At 70.7% G+C, this 19,039-nt stretch carries 19 protein-coding genes; 10 read left to right on the top strand and 9 right to left on the bottom strand.

What is annotated here, in order from left to right:
• Nucleotides 1-444 (bottom strand): dihydrofolate reductase family protein (locus tag ACFWP5_RS32845; protein WP_384164816.1); only part of this gene is annotated, 444 nt, incomplete at its 3' end.
• Nucleotides 445-481: 37 nt separating this feature from the next.
• On the opposite strand from ACFWP5_RS32845, the gene zapE reads away from it, so the two are divergent.
• From zapE to ACFWP5_RS32805, 8 genes are all read left to right on the top strand, one after another.
• Entirely contained in the window at nt 482-1,588 is a 1,107-nt protein-coding gene (gene zapE / locus ACFWP5_RS32840; protein WP_384164813.1) for a cell division protein ZapE, read from the top strand.
• Nucleotides 1,589-1,742: 154 nt separating this feature from the next.
• Nucleotides 1,743-2,141: a hypothetical protein gene (locus ACFWP5_RS32835; protein WP_384164810.1), complete on the top strand. Its 399-nt coding sequence runs from the start codon at nt 1,743-1,745 to the stop codon at nt 2,139-2,141.
• Between the two features lie 83 nt (nt 2,142-2,224).
• Entirely contained in the window at nt 2,225-2,806 is a 582-nt protein-coding gene (locus ACFWP5_RS32830) for a carbonic anhydrase (RefSeq protein ID WP_384164807.1), read from the top strand.
• Nucleotides 2,807-2,814: 8 nt separating this feature from the next.
• A complete protein-coding gene (locus ACFWP5_RS32825; RefSeq protein WP_384164804.1) occupies nt 2,815-4,326 on the top strand; it encodes a SulP family inorganic anion transporter in 1,512 nt (503 codons plus the stop codon).
• A gap of 99 nt (nt 4,327-4,425) precedes the next feature.
• On the top strand, nt 4,426-5,232 hold the full coding sequence (locus ACFWP5_RS32820; RefSeq protein ID WP_384164800.1) for a slipin family protein: 807 nt from the start codon (nt 4,426-4,428) through the stop codon (nt 5,230-5,232).
• Nucleotides 5,233-5,314: 82 nt separating this feature from the next.
• Nucleotides 5,315-6,262 (top strand): PPK2 family polyphosphate kinase, encoded by a 948-nt coding sequence (locus tag ACFWP5_RS32815; RefSeq protein WP_384164797.1) that lies wholly within the window; start codon nt 5,315-5,317, stop codon nt 6,260-6,262.
• Nucleotides 6,263-6,318: 56 nt separating this feature from the next.
• A complete protein-coding gene (locus tag ACFWP5_RS32810) occupies nt 6,319-7,161 on the top strand; it encodes a polysaccharide deacetylase family protein (RefSeq protein WP_384164795.1) in 843 nt (280 codons plus the stop codon).
• Between the two features lie 29 nt (nt 7,162-7,190).
• Nucleotides 7,191-7,334, top strand: a complete 144-nt coding sequence (locus tag ACFWP5_RS32805; RefSeq protein ID WP_199827441.1) for a hypothetical protein — start codon at nt 7,191-7,193, stop codon at nt 7,332-7,334.
• Here ACFWP5_RS32805 and ACFWP5_RS32800 read toward each other — a convergent pair.
• Nucleotides 7,326-7,898 carry an ABC transporter gene (locus ACFWP5_RS32800; protein WP_384164791.1) on the bottom strand — a complete coding sequence of 191 codons (573 nt, stop codon included), beginning with the start codon at nt 7,896-7,898 and terminating at the stop codon, nt 7,326-7,328. The genes ACFWP5_RS32805 and ACFWP5_RS32800 overlap by 9 nt on opposite strands.
• A 156-nt stretch (nt 7,899-8,054) precedes the next feature.
• Here ACFWP5_RS32800 and ACFWP5_RS32795 point away from each other — a divergent pair, with 156 nt between their 5' ends.
• Nucleotides 8,055-8,810: a peptidyl-tRNA hydrolase gene (locus ACFWP5_RS32795; protein ID WP_384164788.1), complete on the top strand. Its 756-nt coding sequence runs from the start codon at nt 8,055-8,057 to the stop codon at nt 8,808-8,810.
• A gap of 34 nt (nt 8,811-8,844) precedes the next feature.
• On the opposite strand, the gene ACFWP5_RS32790 is transcribed toward ACFWP5_RS32795, so the two are convergent.
• The 5 genes from ACFWP5_RS32790 to ACFWP5_RS32770 form a co-directional block, all read right to left on the bottom strand.
• Nucleotides 8,845-10,122: a cation:proton antiporter gene (locus ACFWP5_RS32790; protein ID WP_384164785.1), complete on the bottom strand. Its 1,278-nt coding sequence runs from the start codon at nt 10,120-10,122 to the stop codon at nt 8,845-8,847.
• Nucleotides 10,123-10,135: 13 nt separating this feature from the next.
• Nucleotides 10,136-11,518, bottom strand: coding sequence for a cytochrome P450 (locus ACFWP5_RS32785; RefSeq protein ID WP_384164782.1), 1,383 nt, complete (start codon nt 11,516-11,518; stop codon nt 10,136-10,138).
• Nucleotides 11,515-12,648, bottom strand: coding sequence for an alpha-hydroxy acid oxidase (locus ACFWP5_RS32780; RefSeq protein WP_384164779.1), 1,134 nt, complete (start codon nt 12,646-12,648; stop codon nt 11,515-11,517). Before ACFWP5_RS32780 ends, ACFWP5_RS32785 begins: the two co-directional genes overlap by 4 nt.
• Nucleotides 12,649-12,653: 5 nt before the next feature.
• Entirely contained in the window at nt 12,654-14,243 is a 1,590-nt protein-coding gene (locus ACFWP5_RS32775; protein WP_384164776.1) for an NAD(P)-binding domain-containing protein, read from the bottom strand.
• Nucleotides 14,244-15,096: 853 nt separating this feature from the next.
• Complete coding sequence (locus ACFWP5_RS32770) at nt 15,097-15,735, bottom strand: methyltransferase family protein (protein ID WP_384164773.1); 639 nt, start codon at nt 15,733-15,735, stop codon at nt 15,097-15,099.
• 181 nt (nt 15,736-15,916) lie between these two features.
• Here ACFWP5_RS32770 and ACFWP5_RS32765 point away from each other — a divergent pair, with 181 nt between their 5' ends.
• Nucleotides 15,917-16,831 carry a DUF2236 domain-containing protein gene (locus tag ACFWP5_RS32765; RefSeq protein WP_384164771.1) on the top strand — a complete coding sequence of 305 codons (915 nt, stop codon included), beginning with the start codon at nt 15,917-15,919 and terminating at the stop codon, nt 16,829-16,831.
• Nucleotides 16,832-17,042: 211 nt separating this feature from the next.
• On the opposite strand, the gene ACFWP5_RS32760 is transcribed toward ACFWP5_RS32765, so the two are convergent.
• Both ACFWP5_RS32760 and ACFWP5_RS32755 read right to left on the bottom strand, forming a co-directional pair.
• The gene (locus tag ACFWP5_RS32760; RefSeq protein WP_384164768.1) at nt 17,043-17,561 is read right to left on the bottom strand and encodes a flavin reductase family protein; all 519 of its coding nucleotides are present in this window, start codon (nt 17,559-17,561) and stop codon (nt 17,043-17,045) included.
• 49 nt (nt 17,562-17,610) lie between these two features.
• Entirely contained in the window at nt 17,611-19,038 is a 1,428-nt protein-coding gene (locus tag ACFWP5_RS32755; protein ID WP_384164765.1) for an MFS transporter, read from the bottom strand.
• Nucleotide 19,039 lies beyond the last annotated feature (1 nt).

Below are 19,039 nucleotides of genomic sequence, written 5' to 3'. Positions count from 1 at the left end.
CCGCGCCGCCACCTGGGGCGTGGCCACCAGCGGAAGCGAGTCCTCCTGGGCGTGGCGCGCGGTCACGCCCGCGATCGCGGGGGCGGGGCCCTGTCCGGCACGCGTGCGTGCGGCCGCGAACTCCGCACGCGCGCGTGCGGGTCGATAGCCCTCCTGGCGTACCGTTTCCGCACCGACGACCACCACGTCCGACAGCGCCCTCAGCGTGCCGAAGATCCGCATGTCGGCGGGGCCGGAGATGGGCTGCGAGCGGCCCTCGTGCTGACCGGCCCCGTCGAGCGTGGACACCATGTTGGCGCGCAGCCAGGGGGCGTTCCCGGCGGGGTAGGCGTACGCCTCCGCCAGCTCCACAAGCCCCCACTCCCGGTCCGCCCCACGCGCATCGGGAGCCCCGTTCGAGGCCTGGGCTGCTGTTTCGTCGGTCACAGGGAACAGGCGTCGCATGTCGTGCAGTGTGGCACGGCCCTTAGAGTGGTGAACCGTGTCGTCCTCCACTGCCGCCTCCGGGATCAGCCCGATAGCAGACGCGGCCCCGCTGTCCCTGTGCGCCCGTGAGCCGTACGTCCCCGCGGACCGGCTGGTCGCCGAGATGGTGCCGCCGCCGCGCTTCGACTCGGTGCGCTTCGCCACGTACATCCCGGACCCGAACCAGCCCAGCCAGACCGAGGCGGTCGGCGTCCTGGAGACCTTCGCCGCCGGACTCGGCGGGGCACACGCCGCGAGCACCGCCAGGCGCGGCTTCCTGGGCTTCGGCAAGGGCAAGGCGGCCAAGACCCCGGCCGGGCCCCGTGGCGTCTACCTCGACGGCGGCTACGGCGTCGGCAAGACCCACCTGCTGGCCTCCCTCTGGCACGCGACCCCGGCCGAGCCCGCGCTCAAGGCCTTCGGCACCTTCGTCGAGCTGACGAACCTGGTGGGCGCGCTCGGCTTCCAGAAGACGGTCCAGACGCTCTCCGGCCACCGCCTGCTGTGCATAGACGAGTTCGAGCTGGACGACCCGGGCGACACCGTCCTCGTGTCGACCCTGCTCGGCAAGCTGGTCGACGCGGGCGTGGCGCTCGCCGCCACCTCCAACACCCTGCCGGGCAAGCTCGGCGAGGGCCGGTTCGCGTCCGTCGACTTCCTGCGCGAGATCCAGGGCCTGTCCGCGCACTTCCGCTCGCTGCGCATCGACGGCGACGACTACCGCCACCGCGGCCTGCCGGAGGCCCCGGCGCCGTTCTCCGACGAGCAGGTGACGAAGGCGGCGTACGCCACCCCGGGCGCCTCCCTCGACGACTTCCCGCACCTCCTCGACCACCTCGCCAAGGTCCACCCCAGCCGCTACGGCGCCCTCACCGACGACCTCAAGGCCGTCTGCCTCACCGACGTCCAGCCGATACCCGACCAGTCGACCGCGCTGCGGCTCGTCGTCCTCGCGGACCGGCTCTACGACCGTGAAGTGCCCGTCCTGGCCTCGGGGTCGCCCTTCGACCAGCTGTTCAGCGAGGAGATGCTGAACGGCGGCTACCGCAAGAAGTACTTCCGCGCGATCTCCCGTCTCACCGCGCTGGCCCGGGACGCCAAGGGCCTCGTCAAAACCGCCTAGTTCACGCCAGCCCAAGCGCGCTTTTCACGCTCTCTTGCATCGGAAACGCTGCGTTAACCCTGCAAACTACTTCACCGGGTTACCGTGTTACTTGACCAGCCGTTGACCAGGCCTTGGTCTGTACTAGGAACACGAACTGGCCGGAGGGGGGCGCATGTTCCGAGGTAGGACGGCTCGGACCGTCGTGACGCTCCTCACTTCCGCCCTGCTCGCCCTCCAGTTCTTCACACCCACGGAATCCTTCGCACCCGCGCACACAGCGCGTCATGCGGAGGCCAAGGCACTGCCCGGGCTCAAGCTCAGCGGCAAGGCCCTGCGCGCCGAGACCATCACGTTCCGCGACTGCGGCGCCTCCGGGACCCCCAGCGTCCCGCTGCGCCTGCGCGACCGTTACCGCACCGCCGACTGCGGGCCCGAGACGCCCGAGCGCCCGCTCCTGACACAGGACCCGGCGGCCGTACGCACCTCGATGGCGCCCGGCACGGCGCGGCACCGCACATCGAGATCCTCGACAGCACACACTCCGGCGGCACTTCAGGTCTTCCGCTGCTGAGAGCTGAGCAGGCAGTCAATTCCCCCACGCACACTGTCATGCAAGCCCGACGCGCCCCGAGGGCGCGCCAGGAGGAGTACTTCATGCAGCCCCTCATCGACAACGCCCGTACGTTCGGACAACGCCCTGAGGAGTTCGCCAAACTCGCCGAAGGCCAGTCCCCGCAGGTGCTGTTCATCACCTGCTCCGACTCCAGGGTCGTCCCGGCCCTGATCACGGGCGCCCGCCCCGGCCAGCTCTTCGAGCTGCGCACCGCGGGCAACATCGTCCCGCCGTACGCCTCCGGCAGCCCCACCAGCGAAGAGGCCACCATCGAGTACGCCGTGGAGGTGCTCGGCGTCCAGGACGTCGTCGTCTGCGGCCACTCCCACTGCGGTGCCGTCGGCGCGCTGGTGCGCGGCGACGACCTCGCCGCCGTCCCGGCCGTACGCGACTGGCTCGCGCACGCCGCCGACGAACCCGCCCCGAGCGACACCGCCGACCCGACGGTCGCCGGGGCCGTGCAGAACCACGTGCTCGCCCAGTTGCTGCGACTGCGCTCCTACCCTTGTGTGGAGCGGCGGTTGGCGGACGGACGGCTGCGGGTGCACGGCTGGTACTACGAGGTGCACACCGGTGCCGTGCTCGAACACAGCGCGGACACCGACCAGTTCGAGGCCCTGTGAGTCGCGCCATGGACCTGAAGATGAACGGCCTGAAGAAGAACAACGACAAGACCAAGTTCCCTTATCTACGGCAGGACTTCGCGGCCTCGCTCGTCGTGTTCCTGGTCGCGCTCCCGCTCTGCGTGGGTGTGGCCGTCGCCTCCGGTGTGCCGGCCGAACTCGGCCTGGTCACCGGCATCGTGGGCGGGCTCGTCACCGGATTCATGCGGGGCAGCAGCCTCCAGGTGTCCGGGCCCGCCGCCGGTCTGACCGTGCTGGTCTTCGAGGCGGTGCGGGAGTACGGGCTGCCCGCCCTCGGAGTCATCGTGCTCACGACCGGTGTGCTCCAAATCCTCATGGGCGTCCTGAAGTTGGGGCGATACTTCCGGGCCATCTCGGTCTCGGTGGTCGAGGGCATGCTGGCCGGCATCGGACTGGTGCTGATCGCCGGGCAGTTGTACTCGGTGGCCGGCGCCAAGGCCCCGGCCTCGGGTCTCGACAAGATAGTCGAGCTGCCCGGCGTGCTCGTCGACGCCGTCGGGAACACGGAAGCGCTGGCCTCGCTCGCGCTCGGCGCCGCCACCATCGCCGTCCTGGTGCTGTGGAAGCGCCTGCCGGCCAAGGTGCGTACGGTGCCGGGTCCGCTGGCCGCCGTAGGACTCGCGACGCTCGCCGCGCTCGCCCTCGGGCTGCCGGTGGCGACCGTCGAGGTGCAGGGGCTGTTCGGTTCGCTCCAGCCGCCGCCGCTGAGCGCGTTCGGTGAGCTGGCGCAGGTCGGCGTGCTGGGCACGATCGTCGCGTTCACGTTGATCGCGTCGGCCGAGTCGCTGTTCAGCGCGGCGGCGGTGGACCGGCTGCACTCCGGTCAACGCACCCAGTACGACAAGGAGTTGGTGGCGCAGGGCGCGGGCAACGCGCTGTGCGGGATGCTCGGCGCGCTGCCGATGACCGCGGTGATCGTGCGCAGTGCGGCGAACGTGCAGGCGGGCGCGCGGACGAAGGCGTCCCGGGTGCTGCACGGCGTATGGCTGCTGCTGTTCGCGGCGCTGCTGCCGAACGTCCTCGCGTACATCCCGATCCCGGCCCTGGCGGGCATCCTGGTGCACGCCGGCGCCAAGCTGATCCCGGTCCGGGAGATCGTGTCGCTGTGGCGCGAGCACCGGGGCGAGGCGCTGATCCTGGTCGTCACGGCCCTGTCGATCGTCGTGGTCAGCATGTTCGAGGGCGTGCTCATCGGCCTCGCGCTGGCCGTCGCGAAGACGGCGTGGGAGGCCTCGCACATCAAGCTGGAGGTCGTCGACAAGGGCGCGGGCCCCGTGCAGGCGTATCTGTCGGGCAATGCGACCTTCCTCCGGCTGCCGAAGATCCTCGACAGCCTGGAGGCGCTCCCCCAGGACCGGCCGGTCGAACTGCACCTCTCCGGCCTGCACCACCTCGACCACGCCTGCCGTACGGCCCTGGAGAACTGGGCCGAGCGGCACAGCGCGGCCGGCACCGAGCCGGTGAAGGTCACCGCGCTCAAGGCCACGGCCGTGAAGTAGCGGCGCCGGTGCCTGCTCCGGGGTGATCATGGCCCCGGAGCAGCACCGGGCATACCCTTGCAGGAGTAGACACAACGGCCTCTCGACGAGGGGGTCAGGATGCTCCAGGAACTACTGGTGGCGGGCGCGGCGACCGGTTCCGCGTGCGTGGTGTACGTCGCCGCGGCGGCGCGGGTGGTCAAGCAGTACGAGCGCGGGGTGGTGTTCCGCCTCGGGCGGGTGGCCGGCGAGGTGCGGGCACCCGGCTTCACCATGGTCGTCCCGTTCGTGGACCGGCTCCGCAAGGTCAACATGCAGATCGTGACGATGCCGATCCCCGCACAGGAGGGCATCACCCGCGACAACGTGACCGTGCGCGTCGACGCCGTCGTCTATTTCAAGGTCGTCAACGCGGCCGACGCGATCGTCACGGTCGAGGACTACCGCTTCGCCGTCTCCCAGATGGCCCAGACGTCCCTGCGCTCGATCATCGGCAAGAGTGACCTCGACGATCTGCTCTCCAGCCGCGAAAAGCTCAACCAGGGGCTGGAGTTGATGATCGACAGCCCTGCCGTCGGCTGGGGCGTACAGATCGACCGGGTCGAGATCAAGGACGTCTCCCTCCCCGAGACGATGAAGCGCTCGATGGCCCGCCAGGCCGAGGCCGACCGCGAACGCCGGGCCCGGATCATCAACGCGGACGCCGAGTTGCAGGCCTCCAAGAAACTCGCCGAAGCCGCCGAGCAGATGTCCGAGCAGCCCGCCGCACTCCAACTCCGCCTGCTGCAAACGGTGGTGGCGGTCGCGGCCGAGAAGAACTCGACGCTGGTCCTTCCCTTCCCGGTCGAACTGCTGCGCTTCCTGGAACGCGCCCAACCACAGCAGCCACAGGCCGCTCCTCCTCCCCCACCGGCCGTGGAGAAGTGACATGACCGGCGGTCCCGCACGCTGACTGGCGGGCCACGCCCCCGCGCAGCAGGATCGAGGGACCGACCGGAAGGGACGCCCCATGGCCAAGAAGGGCACGAAGCGCGAGAACCGGAAGAAGAACGGGGACGGGAAGCCGGACGAAGGCCGGGGCCGGAAGAAGAGCGAGAGCCGCGAGAAGAGCAAGGCGCCCGCCCTCGGCGAGCTGCTGCGCGTCCCCGCCGGCCAGCCGGTCGACCTCTCCTCCTACGACGCCACGGCCACCCCCGGGGGCCCCGCCGACAAGGCCGCCGGCCTCAAAGACACCGCCCGGATGGGCGAGCGCCTCGCTGACCTGCAGGAACGCCTGTGGGCGGCGAGCACGGCAGGCGACGGGCGCCGCCTGCTCCTGATCCTCCAGGGCATGGACACCAGCGGCAAGGGCGGCACGGTCAAGCACGTCATCGGCCTGTTCAACCCCTCCGGCTGCCGGATCAGCGCCTTCAAGGCACCCACGCCCGAGGAGCGCAAACACGACTTCCTCTGGCGCATCAAACGCGCCCTCCCCCACTCCGGCGAGATCGGCATCTTCGACCGCTCCCACTACGAGGACGTCCTCATCGCCCGCGTCCGCGAACTCGCCCCGCACCGCGAGATCAACGACCGCTACACCCAGATCAACCGCTTCGAGAAGTCCCTCACCGACGACGGCGTGACCCTCATCAAGTGCTTCCTGCACATCTCCTACGACCAGCAACGCCGCCGCCTGCTCGAACGCCTCGACAACCCGGACAAACACTGGAAGTTCAACCCCGGCGACATCGAGGAACGCGCCCTGTGGCCCGCGTACCAGCAGGCGTACGAGATCGCCCTCGACCGCTGCTCCGCTCCGGAAGCCCCTTGGTACCTGATCCCGGCCGACCGCAAGTGGTACCGCAACTGGGCCATCAGCCGCCTGTTCCTGGAACACCTGACGGCACTGGATCCGCAGTACCCGAAGGCGGGCTTCGACGTGGAGGCGTGCCGGGAGCGGCTGCTGAGTTCGGACTGACCCTGCATTCCGTGTCGATGACCGACTAATTCGGTTTATCCTCTTATGTTCCTACGGTGACCATTCGAGTACGACGAGTCGCCGCCGCCTGTGCACTCGGCGCCGCGCTCACCGCCTGCGGGGCCCCCTCGGCGCCCCACGCCAGCCGTCCGGCGCCCAGCGCGCCCACCGCCGCCGTCTCGCGGCCGCCCACTCTCGCGCCCGGCCCCGCCGGTCTGACCCCCGTCTTCAAGAACGGTCCGCGGGTAGACGGCAAGACCGTCGCGCTGACCTTCGACGCCGACATGACCGCCGATCAGGGACCGCGCGCGGCGGCCGGCGAGCACTTCGACAATCCGCAGCTGATCGCCACGCTGCGCACGCTGAAGGTGCCGGCGACCGTGTTCATGACGGGCCGGTGGGCCGACGAGTATCCGGCCGAGGCCCGTGCCATCGGCCGGGACCCGCAGTTCGAGATCGCCAACCACTCCTACAGCCACTACGCCTTCACCGGCGACTGCTACGGCCTGCCGACCGTCTCCCCGGACCGGATGAAGGCGGATGTGGAGCGGGCGTACACGGCCTTCAAGAAGGCGGGCGTGCCGAACGCGATGCCGTACTTCCGCTTCCCCGGCGGGTGTTACGACCGGCAGGCGCTGAAGACGCTGAGCGCGGTCGGTGTCACGGCGGTGCAGTGGGACGTGGTGAGCGGCGACGCGTTCGCGACGGACTCGGACGCCGTGGCCCAGCAGGTGCTGGAGGGTGTGAAGCCCGGCTCTGTCGTCGTCATGCACTGCACGCGCAGCGCCGCCCCGGCGACCGAGCGTGCCGTGCGCATGATCGTGCCCGAGCTGCGGAAGAAGGGGTACCGGTTCGTGAAGGTCTCCGAGCTGATCGGGGCGACGGGCCGGCACCGCTGAAGGTCGCGCACTCCTCTTACGCTGGTCGCATGAGCGACGAAGAGCCGGCGCCGGCGTACGCGGAGTGTGTGCTGTGCCGGGAGCCGACCGAGTACCCGGAGTCGTACAAGGGGATCACGCTGTGCCCCGTGTGCGAGTGGCAGGAGGCGCAGCGCACCGCCTGTTCAGGGTGAGCGGCGGGAGGTGAGGGCGCAGGTCACGGCGGTCGCGGCCGCCGTGACCAGGGCGGCCCCGGCCAGCGGCAGCAACGGCACCGGAACCGTGCCGGACTGCGAGCCGGTGACCAGGCCGCTCACCGCCGCCTGCGCCGGGGAACCGGTCACCACCACGGCCGGCAGCGCCGCCGGCAGCATCGCGGGCACCGCCCGGCCGGGTGAGCGCAGCAGCGGCCAGTTGGTGAGCGCGCCGACCGCCGTGCCGAGCAGGGCGCAGGCCAGGGTCGCGAGCAGACCGGCCGCAGCGGCGGCGGGGAGCGGCACCCGGGTGCGGTGATCGGCACTCGCCGGGTCGCTGATCAGCGTGACGACGAGGGTGGCCGCCGCACCGAGCGCCGCCGCGGTGGTCGGCGCGACCAGCAGACAGACGAGGTGCGCCCGCGCGGGTCGCGTGGATGAGGTGAGCAACTGGGCCGCCTCGTGGGGGAGTTGGCCTGTCGGTGGGCCCTGGACGTCCAGCGACACCTGCGGGCCGGACGGTGAAGTGGCCGTGTCCGTAAGGAGGTTGAGGGTTCCGTCCATGACTGTGTACGTCGCGTCGGGTGCCCCCGCGAGGCGGCGCGGGTCGTGGTCGACGAAGACAACTGCTCAGCCGCGCCGCAGTTCCCCGCGCCCCTTAGGTGGGTCCCCTTGGCCGTGTTTCCAAGGGCCGCTCCTTTGCCTGGCAGACTGGAGGGTGTGACCAGTGATTCCACCGTTCCCGGCGACAACGCCGACCCCTTCCTCAACGAGCCCACCACGCGCGACGAGGCTCCGCAGTTCGTGCTGCCCCTCGTGGTGAGGATCGAGCGGGACGCTCCCCCGGCCCGTACCGACGCGCTGGAGACGGCTGCCCGGGCCGTCTTGACGATCCTGAGCGACGAGCGGGCCGTCGGTGACGGGGAGTGGGCGCAGGTCATGCGGGACTGGCAGGACGCGCGCATCCGGAAGGTGGTCCGGCGTGCGCGCGGGGCCGAGTGGCGGCGGGCCGAGGCACTGCCGGGCATCACGGTGACCGGCAAGTCCGCGGAGGTACGGGTCTTCCCGCCGGTCCCCCTCGACGGCTGGCCCAAGGACCTGGCCCGGCTCCAGGTGTCCGGCACCGACCTCGACGACCCCGAACCGCCCACCGACGCGGACCCCACGGCGCCGGTGCTCTGGCTGAACCCCGACCTCGACATGTCCGCCGGCAAGACCATGGCCCAGACCGGCCACGGCGCCCAACTCGCCTGGTGGGAACTGTCCGACGACGAACGAACCGCCTGGCGCCAAGCAGGCTTCCCCCTCTCCGTCCGCACCGCCGCCCCCGCCCGGTGGGCCGAACTCACCAGCACCGAACGGCCGTTGGTCCGCGACGCCGGCTTCACGGAGATCGCACCCGGGCTCACGGTCGCGGTCGAGGGCCACCACCGCGTCGGCGAGCTGTCCGGCGAGGGAGGCCCGGCGGTCGGCTGAGGCCGCGCGTCACGCGGGCGTGAAGCCGACCCGTTCAACTCGATGTCGCCGCCGCCTCCTCGCCCTCATGTGTCTCCTCGGCCGCCAGGGACCTGGTGTCGCGGCGGTCCAGCAGGCTCAGTACCGGAACCGTCATGACCGTGGTGACCAGGGCGACGAGGACGAGCGCTGTGAACAGCTCCTCGCTGACGATGCCGGCCGACAGGCCGATGTTGAGCGCGATCAGCTGCATCAGACCGCGGGCGTTCATCAGGGCGCCGACCCGGACGGCCACCGGGCCGGGTTCGCCGCGCAGCCGGGCGGCGGCCCAGCAGCCGCCGAACTTGCCGGCCACCGCCAGGACGACCGCGGCCGCCCCGAACACCAGCACGGACGGGTCGGAGAAGACGTCGAACCGGGTGTTCAGGCCGGAGTAGGTGAAGAACATCGGCACGAACACCACTTGGGTCACGGACTGGGTGGTCCGCACCAGCCGTTCGGAGCCCTCGCCGCGCGGCATGGCCATCCCCACGCAGAACGCCCCGAACACGGAGTACAGGCCGCTGATGTCGGTGAACCAGGCGGCGCAGAACAGCACGGCGAGCGTGAAGAGGAGGCGGGTGTCGTCGCCGAGGCCCGGGCGGTTCACGATCCAGGCCAGCAGGCGGCGCCCCAGCAGGAGCAGTACGGCCACGAACAGCAGGCTGCCGCCGACGGCCTCCAGGATGGGCCTCACCTTTCCGGAGGCCACGCTCAGCACCCCCGCCAGCATGATCCAGGCGACGGCGTCGTCCGTGGCCCCGGAGGCCAGGGCGAGCGACCCGAACCGCGATCCGGCCAGCCCGCGTTCGGTGATGATCCGGGCCAGCATCGGGAAAGCCGTGATCGCCAGGGCGACGCCCACGAACGCCGCCGTCACCCAGACCGAGACCCCGTCGACGAAGATGCCGACATGGCCGTGGGCCACGAGGGTCAGCCCCACGCCCAGGACCAGCGGGATCCCCACCCCGGCCGAGGAGACGGCGACCGCGGTGCCGGCCAGGCCGCGCCCGGCGTGCGCCCGGAACTCGTAACCGGCGCCGAACATCAGGGCCACCAGACCGATCTGGCCGGCCACGTACAGCACCGGCTTCAGCTCGGGCGGGAAGACGTGGGCGGAGGCCCCGGGGGCGACCAGCCCGAACAGGGAGGGGCCGAGCAGTACCCCGGCGATCATCTCGCCGACCACGGGCGGCTGGCCGAAGCGGCCGGCCAGCAGGACGACCAGGCGGCACGTCAGCAGAATCACGACGACGGCCAGGAAGAAGGCGGGAGCGAGCTCCACGGGAGTCATGGTCTCGTTCCTCTCAACGGCCGGCTGGGACAGAGGTGGCGGAGCCGCCGGACGAGGCGGCGAAGTAGTTCCGGCACAGCCCCTGGCGCCGGGCGTCCCACACCATGTAGCTGCCGAGGGCGAGTTGGACGAGGCTGCGCCAGACGCCCTCCCAGCTGTCGGCGAGGCGCATCACCGCGAGCCGGGTCCGCCTGCGGACCGGCGCCTCGGTGCGCGGGAGGAGCAGGCAGGGACCGCGGCTGGGCAGCGACCGGGTGTGCTCCACCGAGGACTCCAGCCGGAAGCAGCGCAGTACCTCTTCGGCGGCGACCCGCATGGTGAGGACGGCGAAACCGCGTGCCGGGCAGGGTCGGTTGGCGGTCACTCCGAACGGGATGAAGGCGGACGGCCTGGTGTCCTGGTTCATCCACCGGTCCGGGTCGAACGGGTCGTCTCCGGACCCCTGGTACTCGGGGTAGTTGAACAGCAGGACCGAACCGGCCGGGATGGGGTCGCGCCCGTCCCTGGGGATGTCCCCCGAGGTGATCCGGTGGGCCACGCCGAAGAGCGGGAAGTGCCGCAGCGTCTCGTTGATCACCCGGTCCAGGAAGTCCGGGTCCTTCTCTCCGGCCGCCAGACGGTCCTGGACCGGCCCGTGCGTGGCGAGGGCCAGCAGCAGATGGGCCATCGCCTCCGACATCTGCACGACCGCGGTGTTGAAGAACGTGCCCTGCAGGTAGTACGCCTGCTCTCGCGGGGTGAGCGTGGCCGGCAGCGGCCCGGGCGGCGGATCGTGCGCGAGCCGGTCACGTAGGTGGGCGGTGAGGCGGGCCCGGCGGTCCATGTGCCGCAGGCCGGTGCACTTCAGGGCGCCGACCACGTCGTCCGCGTTGCCGGTGATCAGGTCCCGGACGTCACGCGGGCAGGGTGCGTGGAAGACCACCTCGTAGTAGACCTCGGCCCAGACGGGCATCATCAGGTCACGCAGTCTGACCCGGTGCACGCGCGCGTGGCCGTCGAGTTCGTCGAGCACCCGGCGGGTGCAGCGGCCGACCAGCTCCGTCCACCGCTCACTGGACAGCCCGGCCAGGATCTGCCGGGTGGTCCGGGCCACGTCGTCGTAGCGCGGTCCGGGCTCCAGGTGCTCCTGGTGCACCTCCGGGCCCGGCGACAGCCAGTACCAGAACAGGTCGGACAGCGCGGCGCCCCGGCTGCGGCCGTTGGCCGCCGGATGCCCGTACACCCTCTTGAACTCCTCGGCCGGCACCTCCCGGCCCGGTGCCCGGATGCCGTCCTCGCCGCCCACCCGGGCGAAGATACGTACCCGCAGCGCGATCACCGCCCTGGGCAGCCAGTACGGCAGACCGGCCACCAGCACCACGGCCACGCCCGTGACGAGCCAACCGGTGGGGCTCACGCGACCACCCCGCCGAATCGTCGGTCCGTCCCCGGCGTCACGCCGGGACCCGGCACGGGACCCCACGCGGGCACCCGGACCAGATCGGGCGTCAGGTCGGCGAGTCCGGACGCCCCGCACAGGGCCAGGGTGTCGTCGAGTTCCTCCCGCAGCAGTTCGAGGAGACGCCGTACGCCCTTCTCCCCGCCCTCGGCCAGCGCCCACATCACCGGCCGTCCGATGCCCACCGCGGACGCGCCGAGCGCCAGCGCCTTGACCGCGTCGGTACCGCGCCGTACGCCTCCGTCCAGCACGACCGGGATACGGCCCTCGACGGCGGCGAGGATCTCGGGCAGCAGCTCCAACGTGGCGGGGACGGTGTCGAGTTGGCGACCGCCGTGGTTCGACAGCAACAGCCCGTCGACACCGTGCCGGACCGCGAGCCGGGCGTCCTCGGGATGCAGCACGCCCTTGAGCAGGATGGGCAGCGCGGTGGTGCGGCGCAGCCAGTCGACGTGCTCCCAGTTCAGCTCCGGGGACATGGCGATCTGGCGTACGTGGCCGCGTTCGCCGTCGCGCAGGTCCACCAGGTTCTCGCAGCGCAGACCGGGCGGCAGGTCGTGGAAGCCGTTGCGCCGGTTGCGTTCGCCCGCGCCCAGCACCGGGGAGTCCACGGTGACCACCAGCGCGGTGCACCCGGCGTCGGTGGCCCGCCGTACCAGCGCCTCGGTGATCTCCAGGTCGGGCTGGATGTAGAGCTGAAACCACAGGGGTACGTCGTCGCCGGCCGCGCGGGCCGCGTCGGCGATCTCGCCCACCGCCACCGTGGACGCCATGGCCACGATCATGATCACGCCGGCTGCGGCCGCGGCCCGAGCGGTAGCCAACTCCCCCTCTGGATCGACGAGTTTGTGGAAGGCGGTCGGGGAGAGCAGGACCGGCAGGCTCGCCCGGCTGCCGAGCAGGCTGATGTCCAACTCCCGTACGGCGCTTCCCCGCAGTACCCGGGGCAGCAGCTGCAGCCGCCCGAACGCCGCCTCGTTGGCCCGTACGGTGATCTCGTCGCGTGCCCCGCCTGCGATGAAGTCGGCGTACACGGGGTCCAGTTCGGCGCGCGCCGCGGTCTCGAAGTCGCGGACGGTGTACTGCACGCCGCTCACCGCCCCGCCGGAGTCGGCCGACGGTCCAGCTCGCGGGCGAAGAACGCGGCCAGCGGGGCGTGGTGGACCTCCGGGTGGTCCCAGTGGTTCTCCAGGTTCTCGGCCATGTGGTGGGTGCCGAGGAGTTCGCCGCCGCCGTGGTGACGGATCACCGGGTGGAGGTACGCGGCGTCGAAGGCGTCGTCGACCGAGTTCTGGGCAGTGCGGCGCACGGTGATGTCGAAGGGGTCGACCTTGTCGTGGTCGGGCCCGTACTCCAGGGTGACGGTGAAGTAATCGGTGTTCTGGGCGAGTTGGCCCTCGTTGGCGTACGCGACCGGCATCTCCTCGTGGTAGCGGGCCGGTTCTCCGGGTGCCGTGACGATCAGGTCCCCGAGGACGCCGAACTGCTGCCACAGTGCCGAGCTGCGGTTGACCCGGGCCACCACGGCGTCCGCCAGCGCGGCCGGATCGCTCTCCAACTGCCTGTGGGGCCAAGGCTGTTCGTGATGGCGTTCGTCGAGGATGCGGCTCAGGGCGCGTACGGCGTATCGGAAGCCGTGGATGAAGCCGCCGGTGGACTTCTTGAAGTCGCGCTGCTGCATGAGCGTTCCGGCGAAGTAGAGGCCGGGCACGTTCACCGACTCGTACGCCGGGGAGAGGGCGGCGAAGCGGTCGTCGATGACCAGGGCGGGGCGGCACTCCGGGTCGAACACCGAGGCGTCGAAGCGGAATCCGGTGCAGACGATCACCCGGTCGTAGCGCAGCTCCTTCACGACCTCGTCGGCCCGGGAGAAGCTGAAGCGGACGCGGTACATGCCGTCGTGGTCTTTCTCGACGGACAGTACGTTGCCGTCCAACAGGGCGTTCTGCGACTTGAGTTGGTAGGTGTCGAGGAAGTTGTTGTTGACCGCGCGGAGATGGCCGACGTAGTGGCTGTTCCAGGCCATGCGGACGGAGTGCGGGCCGGCGACATGGATGACCGCGGCGGTCTCGACAAGGTTGTCGGCGGTCTCCAGGGCGGAGTTGCCCTTGCCGATGATCAGGACGCGCCGGTCGGTGAAGTCCTCGGGGTCCACGGAGACGACGGAGTAGTCCTCGGCGGTCTCGATGCCGGGAATGTCAGGGATGTTGGGCCGGGTCAGTCCGGTGGCCATGATCAGCCGGCGGGCGCGGTGTTCGTGGCCGTGCTGATCGGTGACGGTGAAGCCGTCGTCGTCACGCCGGATCCGCTCCGCCCGGGTGTCGTAGGCGATGTCCAGTTTGAACGCCTCGGCGAAGTCGGCGAGATAGCGCACCAGATCGTCGGCGTGCGGGAAATAACGCTTGCTGTAGCGGCCGAAGAGCAGGTGCGGGTCCGGGGACAGCAGGGAGTTCCAGTCCATCCGGAGGTTCAGTTCGGGATCGTCGGTGCCGTTGTACACCTTGTTGATCGAGATCAGCTTGCGGTGGCGGGGGAAGGTGCCGAAGAACGTGCCGGGAGCGTGGCCGCTCTCCAGGATCCGGTATCCGTGCCCGGCGGCCTGGAGTAACTGCCCGAGTTGGAGCCCGGCGGGACCGGCACCGACCACGAGGTAGTCCAGACGCTCGCTGTGCGTGGGGTTCACGGAACTCTCCTTCTGCTCCGGGCGAAGACATGCCCGGAGGAGGGTGGGGGGTGGTGACTGAGGGGTGAGGAATGGGCAAGCGCCGTCGCGTGGCGACGCGACGTGGCCGGGCGCTGTTCCTGCGAGGTGTCGTACGTGAGCTGGAGTGCCCTGATGGTGGGCCCCCAGGTGGGGTGCGAGGCGGATGGAGACCGGTGGATCTGCCGGTGGGCCGGGACTGGGCGCCGCGAGCCGGGACACCTGTTCCCGCGTAGGCATCAGCGGTGGCGGGTCAGCCGTCAGCCGGAGCGGTCGTGCCTCGCCGGCGGGCAGAGCGGTGCGGGGGCGGTCGCCGTGGCGGCCGGTATCGGCGCGGCCGGGCGTTCTGGCAGGGGCATGGCAGACCCTCCATCAGATTTCCCTTTGAAATCTCCATGAGCACGTTAGTGAGGAGCTGTGGACGCGGGCAACAGTGGCACCGGGATGACAGCAACCCGACAGGTGCCCCGAGCAACTCTCGCTCTCGGGGCGGAGATTGACGCCGACCGTCACCGCACGACGGGCGCGGTGCGACCCCACCGCGCCACACCCCGAGCAGGTCCTGCGCCAGGGGGACACCGACCCTCGTGCTCCGCGAGCCGCAGGGCGACGATCTTTCTGCACGACGACCGGTCGCAAGAGTGGTAGACGGAGAGGACACATGCGACTGGTGGCCCGCCGCGAATCCGGCGCCGGCTCTCCGGCCGGGGGGCGATGCGCCGCGCGGTGCGTACGGGCCGAGGGGAGGAAGGACCAAAGCCGTGCCGCCACCGAGCGCGGTCAGGCAGGAGTCGTGCCAGTGCGCCAGGGTGTAGTGGCTCGGCCCGCACTACCACTACCGACTGTCGGCACCGCGGGCGCCGGCCCGAGCAGGTCGGGTCCACGGGACCAACGCCGGGACGCGGGCGCGGTAGGCCTCGTAGGACGCACCGAACTGGCCGGCCATCATGCCGTCCTCTATGCGGACCCGGCGCAGCAGCCAGGGGACGGCGACGGCCAGGAACACGATCCAGATGCCGAAGCCGCTGGCCAGCGTCGAGCCGAGGACCAGGCCGAGGAGGCCGGTGTAGATGGGGTGCCGCACTATTCGGTAGGGGCCCTCGGTGCGCAGTTCATGGTGTTCATGGACCATCGGGATGCTGGCCCACATGACACCCAGAACCCAGCGGGCCCACAGCAGCAGAGCGGTGGAGGCGACGGCGAGCAGGGCGCCCAGGAGGGCGAGCTCGGGCTGCCAGTACTGGAGGTGGTGCCAGAAGGAATCCGGAGAGTGCCTGATCAGTATGGACAACGCGTACGCGCCCACGATCAGGAGGACCCGCCGGGGCAGGGTGCGGCGCAGGCCGTGCGCCCAGCCGCCCAACCCGGCCTCGCTCTTCACGCCGAAGTAGACGGCGCCCGCGATCCAGGCCACGACGAAGATCGCGACACAGATGCCCGTGAGAGCGACGAGTGCGGAATGAAGTGAGCCCATGGCACAAGGCTGCTCCTTGTCCGCAGTGGATCACCACCACCCACGGGCTGATTCAGAGGCTCCACCCGCGGGTGGAGATCCGTGACCCACGGCCAGGGTGACGCAGCTCACGACGGATCATGGCATCGGCAGCCCATGCCGCAGCGTCCCCCTTCTGAAGGTCTGCAAGGGGGAACCGACAGTGCGCCGTGGGTACAAGTGGGTCGACCGCGAACTGGCCCGGATGGACCCGGACACCGACTGGGAGCGCATGATCTCGCTCTACGTCGGTCACCGCGTCCCGGAGTTCGCCCTGGCGATGATGGTCTATCCGGGCACCATGCGCATGATGCAGCCGGGCTTCGGATCCGCCACCCTGGCCCACACCGCGAAGCTGGAGACGCGGCCGCGGCGGCGTTTCGAGGACGGCAACGAGTTTCTGATGGCCTGGATGGTTGACGGCCTGTCCAGCGCGGCGGGCCGCCAGGCCGCCGGACGACTCAACCGCATCCACCTGGCCATTGCCCGCAGGACGCCGGACCTGCCCGGCAACTTCGACGACATCGACGACTTCGTCTATCCCCTGGTCCTGCTGGCGACGTTCGCCGACCGTCTGCAGACCTCGCTGGGCCTGCCCGGTACGAGCGAGAACATGAAGACCGCCTGGCATCGCTGGGCGCGGACCCTCTTCCGCCTCCTGGAACGCGAGTCCGGCCCGCTGGCCGACGAGGCGTTCCCCGAGGACTGGGAGGCGATGACCGAGTTCGCCCTGAAGTTCGACTCCCGGCCGTACGAGGAGACGGAGTCCGGCCATCGCGTGGCGAGCGCGATGATGGAGTTCTTCGCCGAGCGCTGGTTCCCCGCCCCCTTACGGGCGTTCGGCAGGGACCTGACCCGGTATCTCGCCGGCGAGCGGGTCTGCCGGCTCCACCGGATCGGCTGGATCAGCCCTCGCCGCGAGCGTGCCGTCCGTGTCTTCCTGACGTCCGCCTTCCTCGCCCAGCACCTTCTCCCCGACTACCGCAGGCCGCTTCCCGAGCGCCTCCGGCAGAGCCGCAGCAGGCCACCGACCACGAGCCCTTCCGGGACGAAGTCCCCGCCGATCGGGCCGAGTTGACGGTAGGAGGGGTTCCGCTCCGGGGCGGCAGGGGTGAAGCCGTCCGCATCCTCACAGCCGACGACCGCGACATCCGGGCCCCGACGCACTCCCCCGGCTCACAGCGCTCCCGGAGGACGGACACCAACTCCCGCCCGTGGGCCACGTGTTGCATTCGGCCCGCCTCAGGAGCGCGTCGGCCGACCTGCGTTCCCGTGACCGCCGCGGACCCTCAACTGCCCAGCATCTTCAACGTCCGCCGATGCCACACCAACGGGCTCCGCTCGTCGTCGGACCGCATCGCGAGTACGCGCAGCACGATGATGTCGTGGTCGCCGGCCGGATAGCTGTGCTCGACCGTGCACTCCAGCCACACCGGGGCGCCGTCGAGGAAGATCGCGCCGGATTCCGCCTCCACCGTGCGCAGGTCGGCGAAGCGGGCCGCCTTGCTGCGGGAGCCGAGTTGGCGGGCCTTGTCGCTGTGGCCCTCGCCCAGGACGGAGACGCCGATGGCCTGCGCGCGGGACAGGACCGGCCAGGTCGTCGAGGTGTGTTGCGCGGCGAAGGAGACCATGGGCGGGTTGTGGGAGACGCCGACCGCGAACGACGAGACGATCATGACGGTCGGGTCGCCGTGGACGCGCGCGGAGAGGGCCGCGACCCCCGACGGAAACCCCGAGAACGCCCTCGTCATCTCCCCGGGATCCGAGGTGATGCCGTCCAGATTCTCCAGGCCTTCCATTGCCGTCATCGTGCAACCCCCGTCCGCATCGGGCCTCATGAGGCCTCGTCAGGCTTCATCACGCGACTCCTGTGGGTAGTTGTGGCACGGCGGACACCGCGAGGGGTCCGTTGCCGGGAGGCTCGGTTCGCAGGAGTGCGCACGCGAGGAGGCAGAGGAGTCCGACCGCCGCGAGTCCGCCGAGCGTGACCGCGTAGCCGTGCCCGGCCAGCAGAACCGCGCACACCGCGCTGCCCAGCACCGCGCCGAGTTGCTTCATGGCGTTGAAGGTTCCGGACGCCGCCCCGACCTCGTCCGGGCCGACCGAGGTCACCGCCGCGATGGAAAGGGGCGACCAGACAAAGGAGTTGGCGACCCCGTACACCGCGAAGGTCGCGGTCAGCGCGGCGATCGGGGCGTCCGTCGCGACGAGTACCGCCGACGTCCCGATGGACAGGACGAGGGCGCCGGAGCCGATGACGGCGACCGCGCGGGACCCGATCCCGTTGTTGAGCCGGGCCGACACCGGCGCCCCCAACAGGCAGACCAGGCCCATCGGTACGAGGGTGAGCGCCGCCGCGCCGGCATCGAGTCCGCGCTCCCGCTGGAGGTACAGCATCAGCGGGATCATCGCCGACCCGGAGCAGAAGGCCGCGGCGGCACCGGCCCAGGCCGCGACGACGAACCCCCGGCTGCGCAACAACTCGACCGGCACGAGGGCGCGTTGACCGTCCCGGCGCTGAAACCACACCACACCCGCGACCACCACCACACCCACAACGACGAGCAACCACCGCGGCACGCCCAGCACTTCACCACGCGCTGCGTCCGTCCCCTGGATGCCGATCACCAGCGCGCCGACACCGCTCGCGTTCGCGCAGATCGCCCACACCGGGATGCGCGCCTCCTGTCGCGGCAGCACCGGTACGAACACGGCCACGGCCACCATCGCGGCGACACCGACCGGAACGTTGACCCAGAACACCGCGGGCCATCCCCCGGCGGCGACAAGGAAACCGCCGAGCAACGGCCCGACAGCCACCGCCGCTCCGCCGACCGCACCCCAGACCCCGAGCGCGACGGCGAGACGCGGCGGCCGGAACAGCGCCTTGATGAGGGTCAGGCACTGCGGTGTCATCAGCGCGGCGCCGATGCCCTGCACCCCCCGCCATGCGACAAGTGCCGTGATGGAGGCGGCAGTTGCGCACAGCAGCGACCCGAGCGTGAAGGCCGCCAGCCCGACCAGGTGGACGCGCCGATGACCGTACCGGTCCCCCAGTCGCCCCGCGACGACCAACGGCACCGCATAGGCGATGAGATAGCCGCTGTTGACCCACATCGCGGCGGTCTCGCCGGCGTGCAGTCCGGTGATCAGGGACGGCAGCGCGACCGAGGTGATCGTGCTGTCCAGCAGGAGCATGAAGAACCCTGTACAGAGGCTGCCGAGCGCGAACCACTCGCGCCGCACGCCCGCACCCCCATCCCCGCCCGCACTCACCAGGGGCATC

Source organism: Streptomyces sp. NPDC058469, from assembly GCF_042721125.1.
Classification (GTDB): domain Bacteria; phylum Actinomycetota; class Actinomycetes; order Streptomycetales; family Streptomycetaceae; genus Streptomyces.
Note: the sequence above shows the minus strand (reverse complement) of the source record. Positions and strands in the feature narration are given on the sequence as shown.

Bases quoted from the DNA above. Each gene is read 5' to 3' on its own strand.
- ACFWP5_RS32830 (WP_384164807.1), top strand. From the start codon at position 2,225: ATGCAGCCCCTCATCGACAACGCCCGTACGTTCGGACAACGCCCTGAG.
- ACFWP5_RS32805 (WP_199827441.1), top strand. From the start codon at position 7,191: ATGAGCGACGAAGAGCCGGCGCCGGCGTACGCGGAGTGTGTGCTGTGC.
- ACFWP5_RS32800 (WP_384164791.1), bottom strand. From the start codon at position 7,898: ATGGACGGAACCCTCAACCTCCTTACGGACACGGCCACTTCACCGTCC.
- ACFWP5_RS32825 (WP_384164804.1), top strand. From the start codon at position 2,815: ATGGACCTGAAGATGAACGGCCTGAAGAAGAACAACGACAAGACCAAG.
- ACFWP5_RS32760 (WP_384164768.1), bottom strand. From the start codon at position 17,561: ATGACGGCAATGGAAGGCCTGGAGAATCTGGACGGCATCACCTCGGAT.
- ACFWP5_RS32755 (WP_384164765.1), bottom strand. From the start codon at position 19,038: ATGCCCCTGGTGAGTGCGGGCGGGGATGGGGGTGCGGGCGTGCGGCGC.
- ACFWP5_RS32815 (WP_384164797.1), top strand. From the start codon at position 5,315: ATGGCCAAGAAGGGCACGAAGCGCGAGAACCGGAAGAAGAACGGGGAC.
- ACFWP5_RS32820 (WP_384164800.1), top strand. From the start codon at position 4,426: ATGCTCCAGGAACTACTGGTGGCGGGCGCGGCGACCGGTTCCGCGTGC.
- ACFWP5_RS32835 (WP_384164810.1), top strand. From the start codon at position 1,743: ATGTTCCGAGGTAGGACGGCTCGGACCGTCGTGACGCTCCTCACTTCC.
- ACFWP5_RS32770 (WP_384164773.1), bottom strand. From the start codon at position 15,735: ATGGGCTCACTTCATTCCGCACTCGTCGCTCTCACGGGCATCTGTGTC.
- ACFWP5_RS32790 (WP_384164785.1), bottom strand. From the start codon at position 10,122: ATGACTCCCGTGGAGCTCGCTCCCGCCTTCTTCCTGGCCGTCGTCGTG.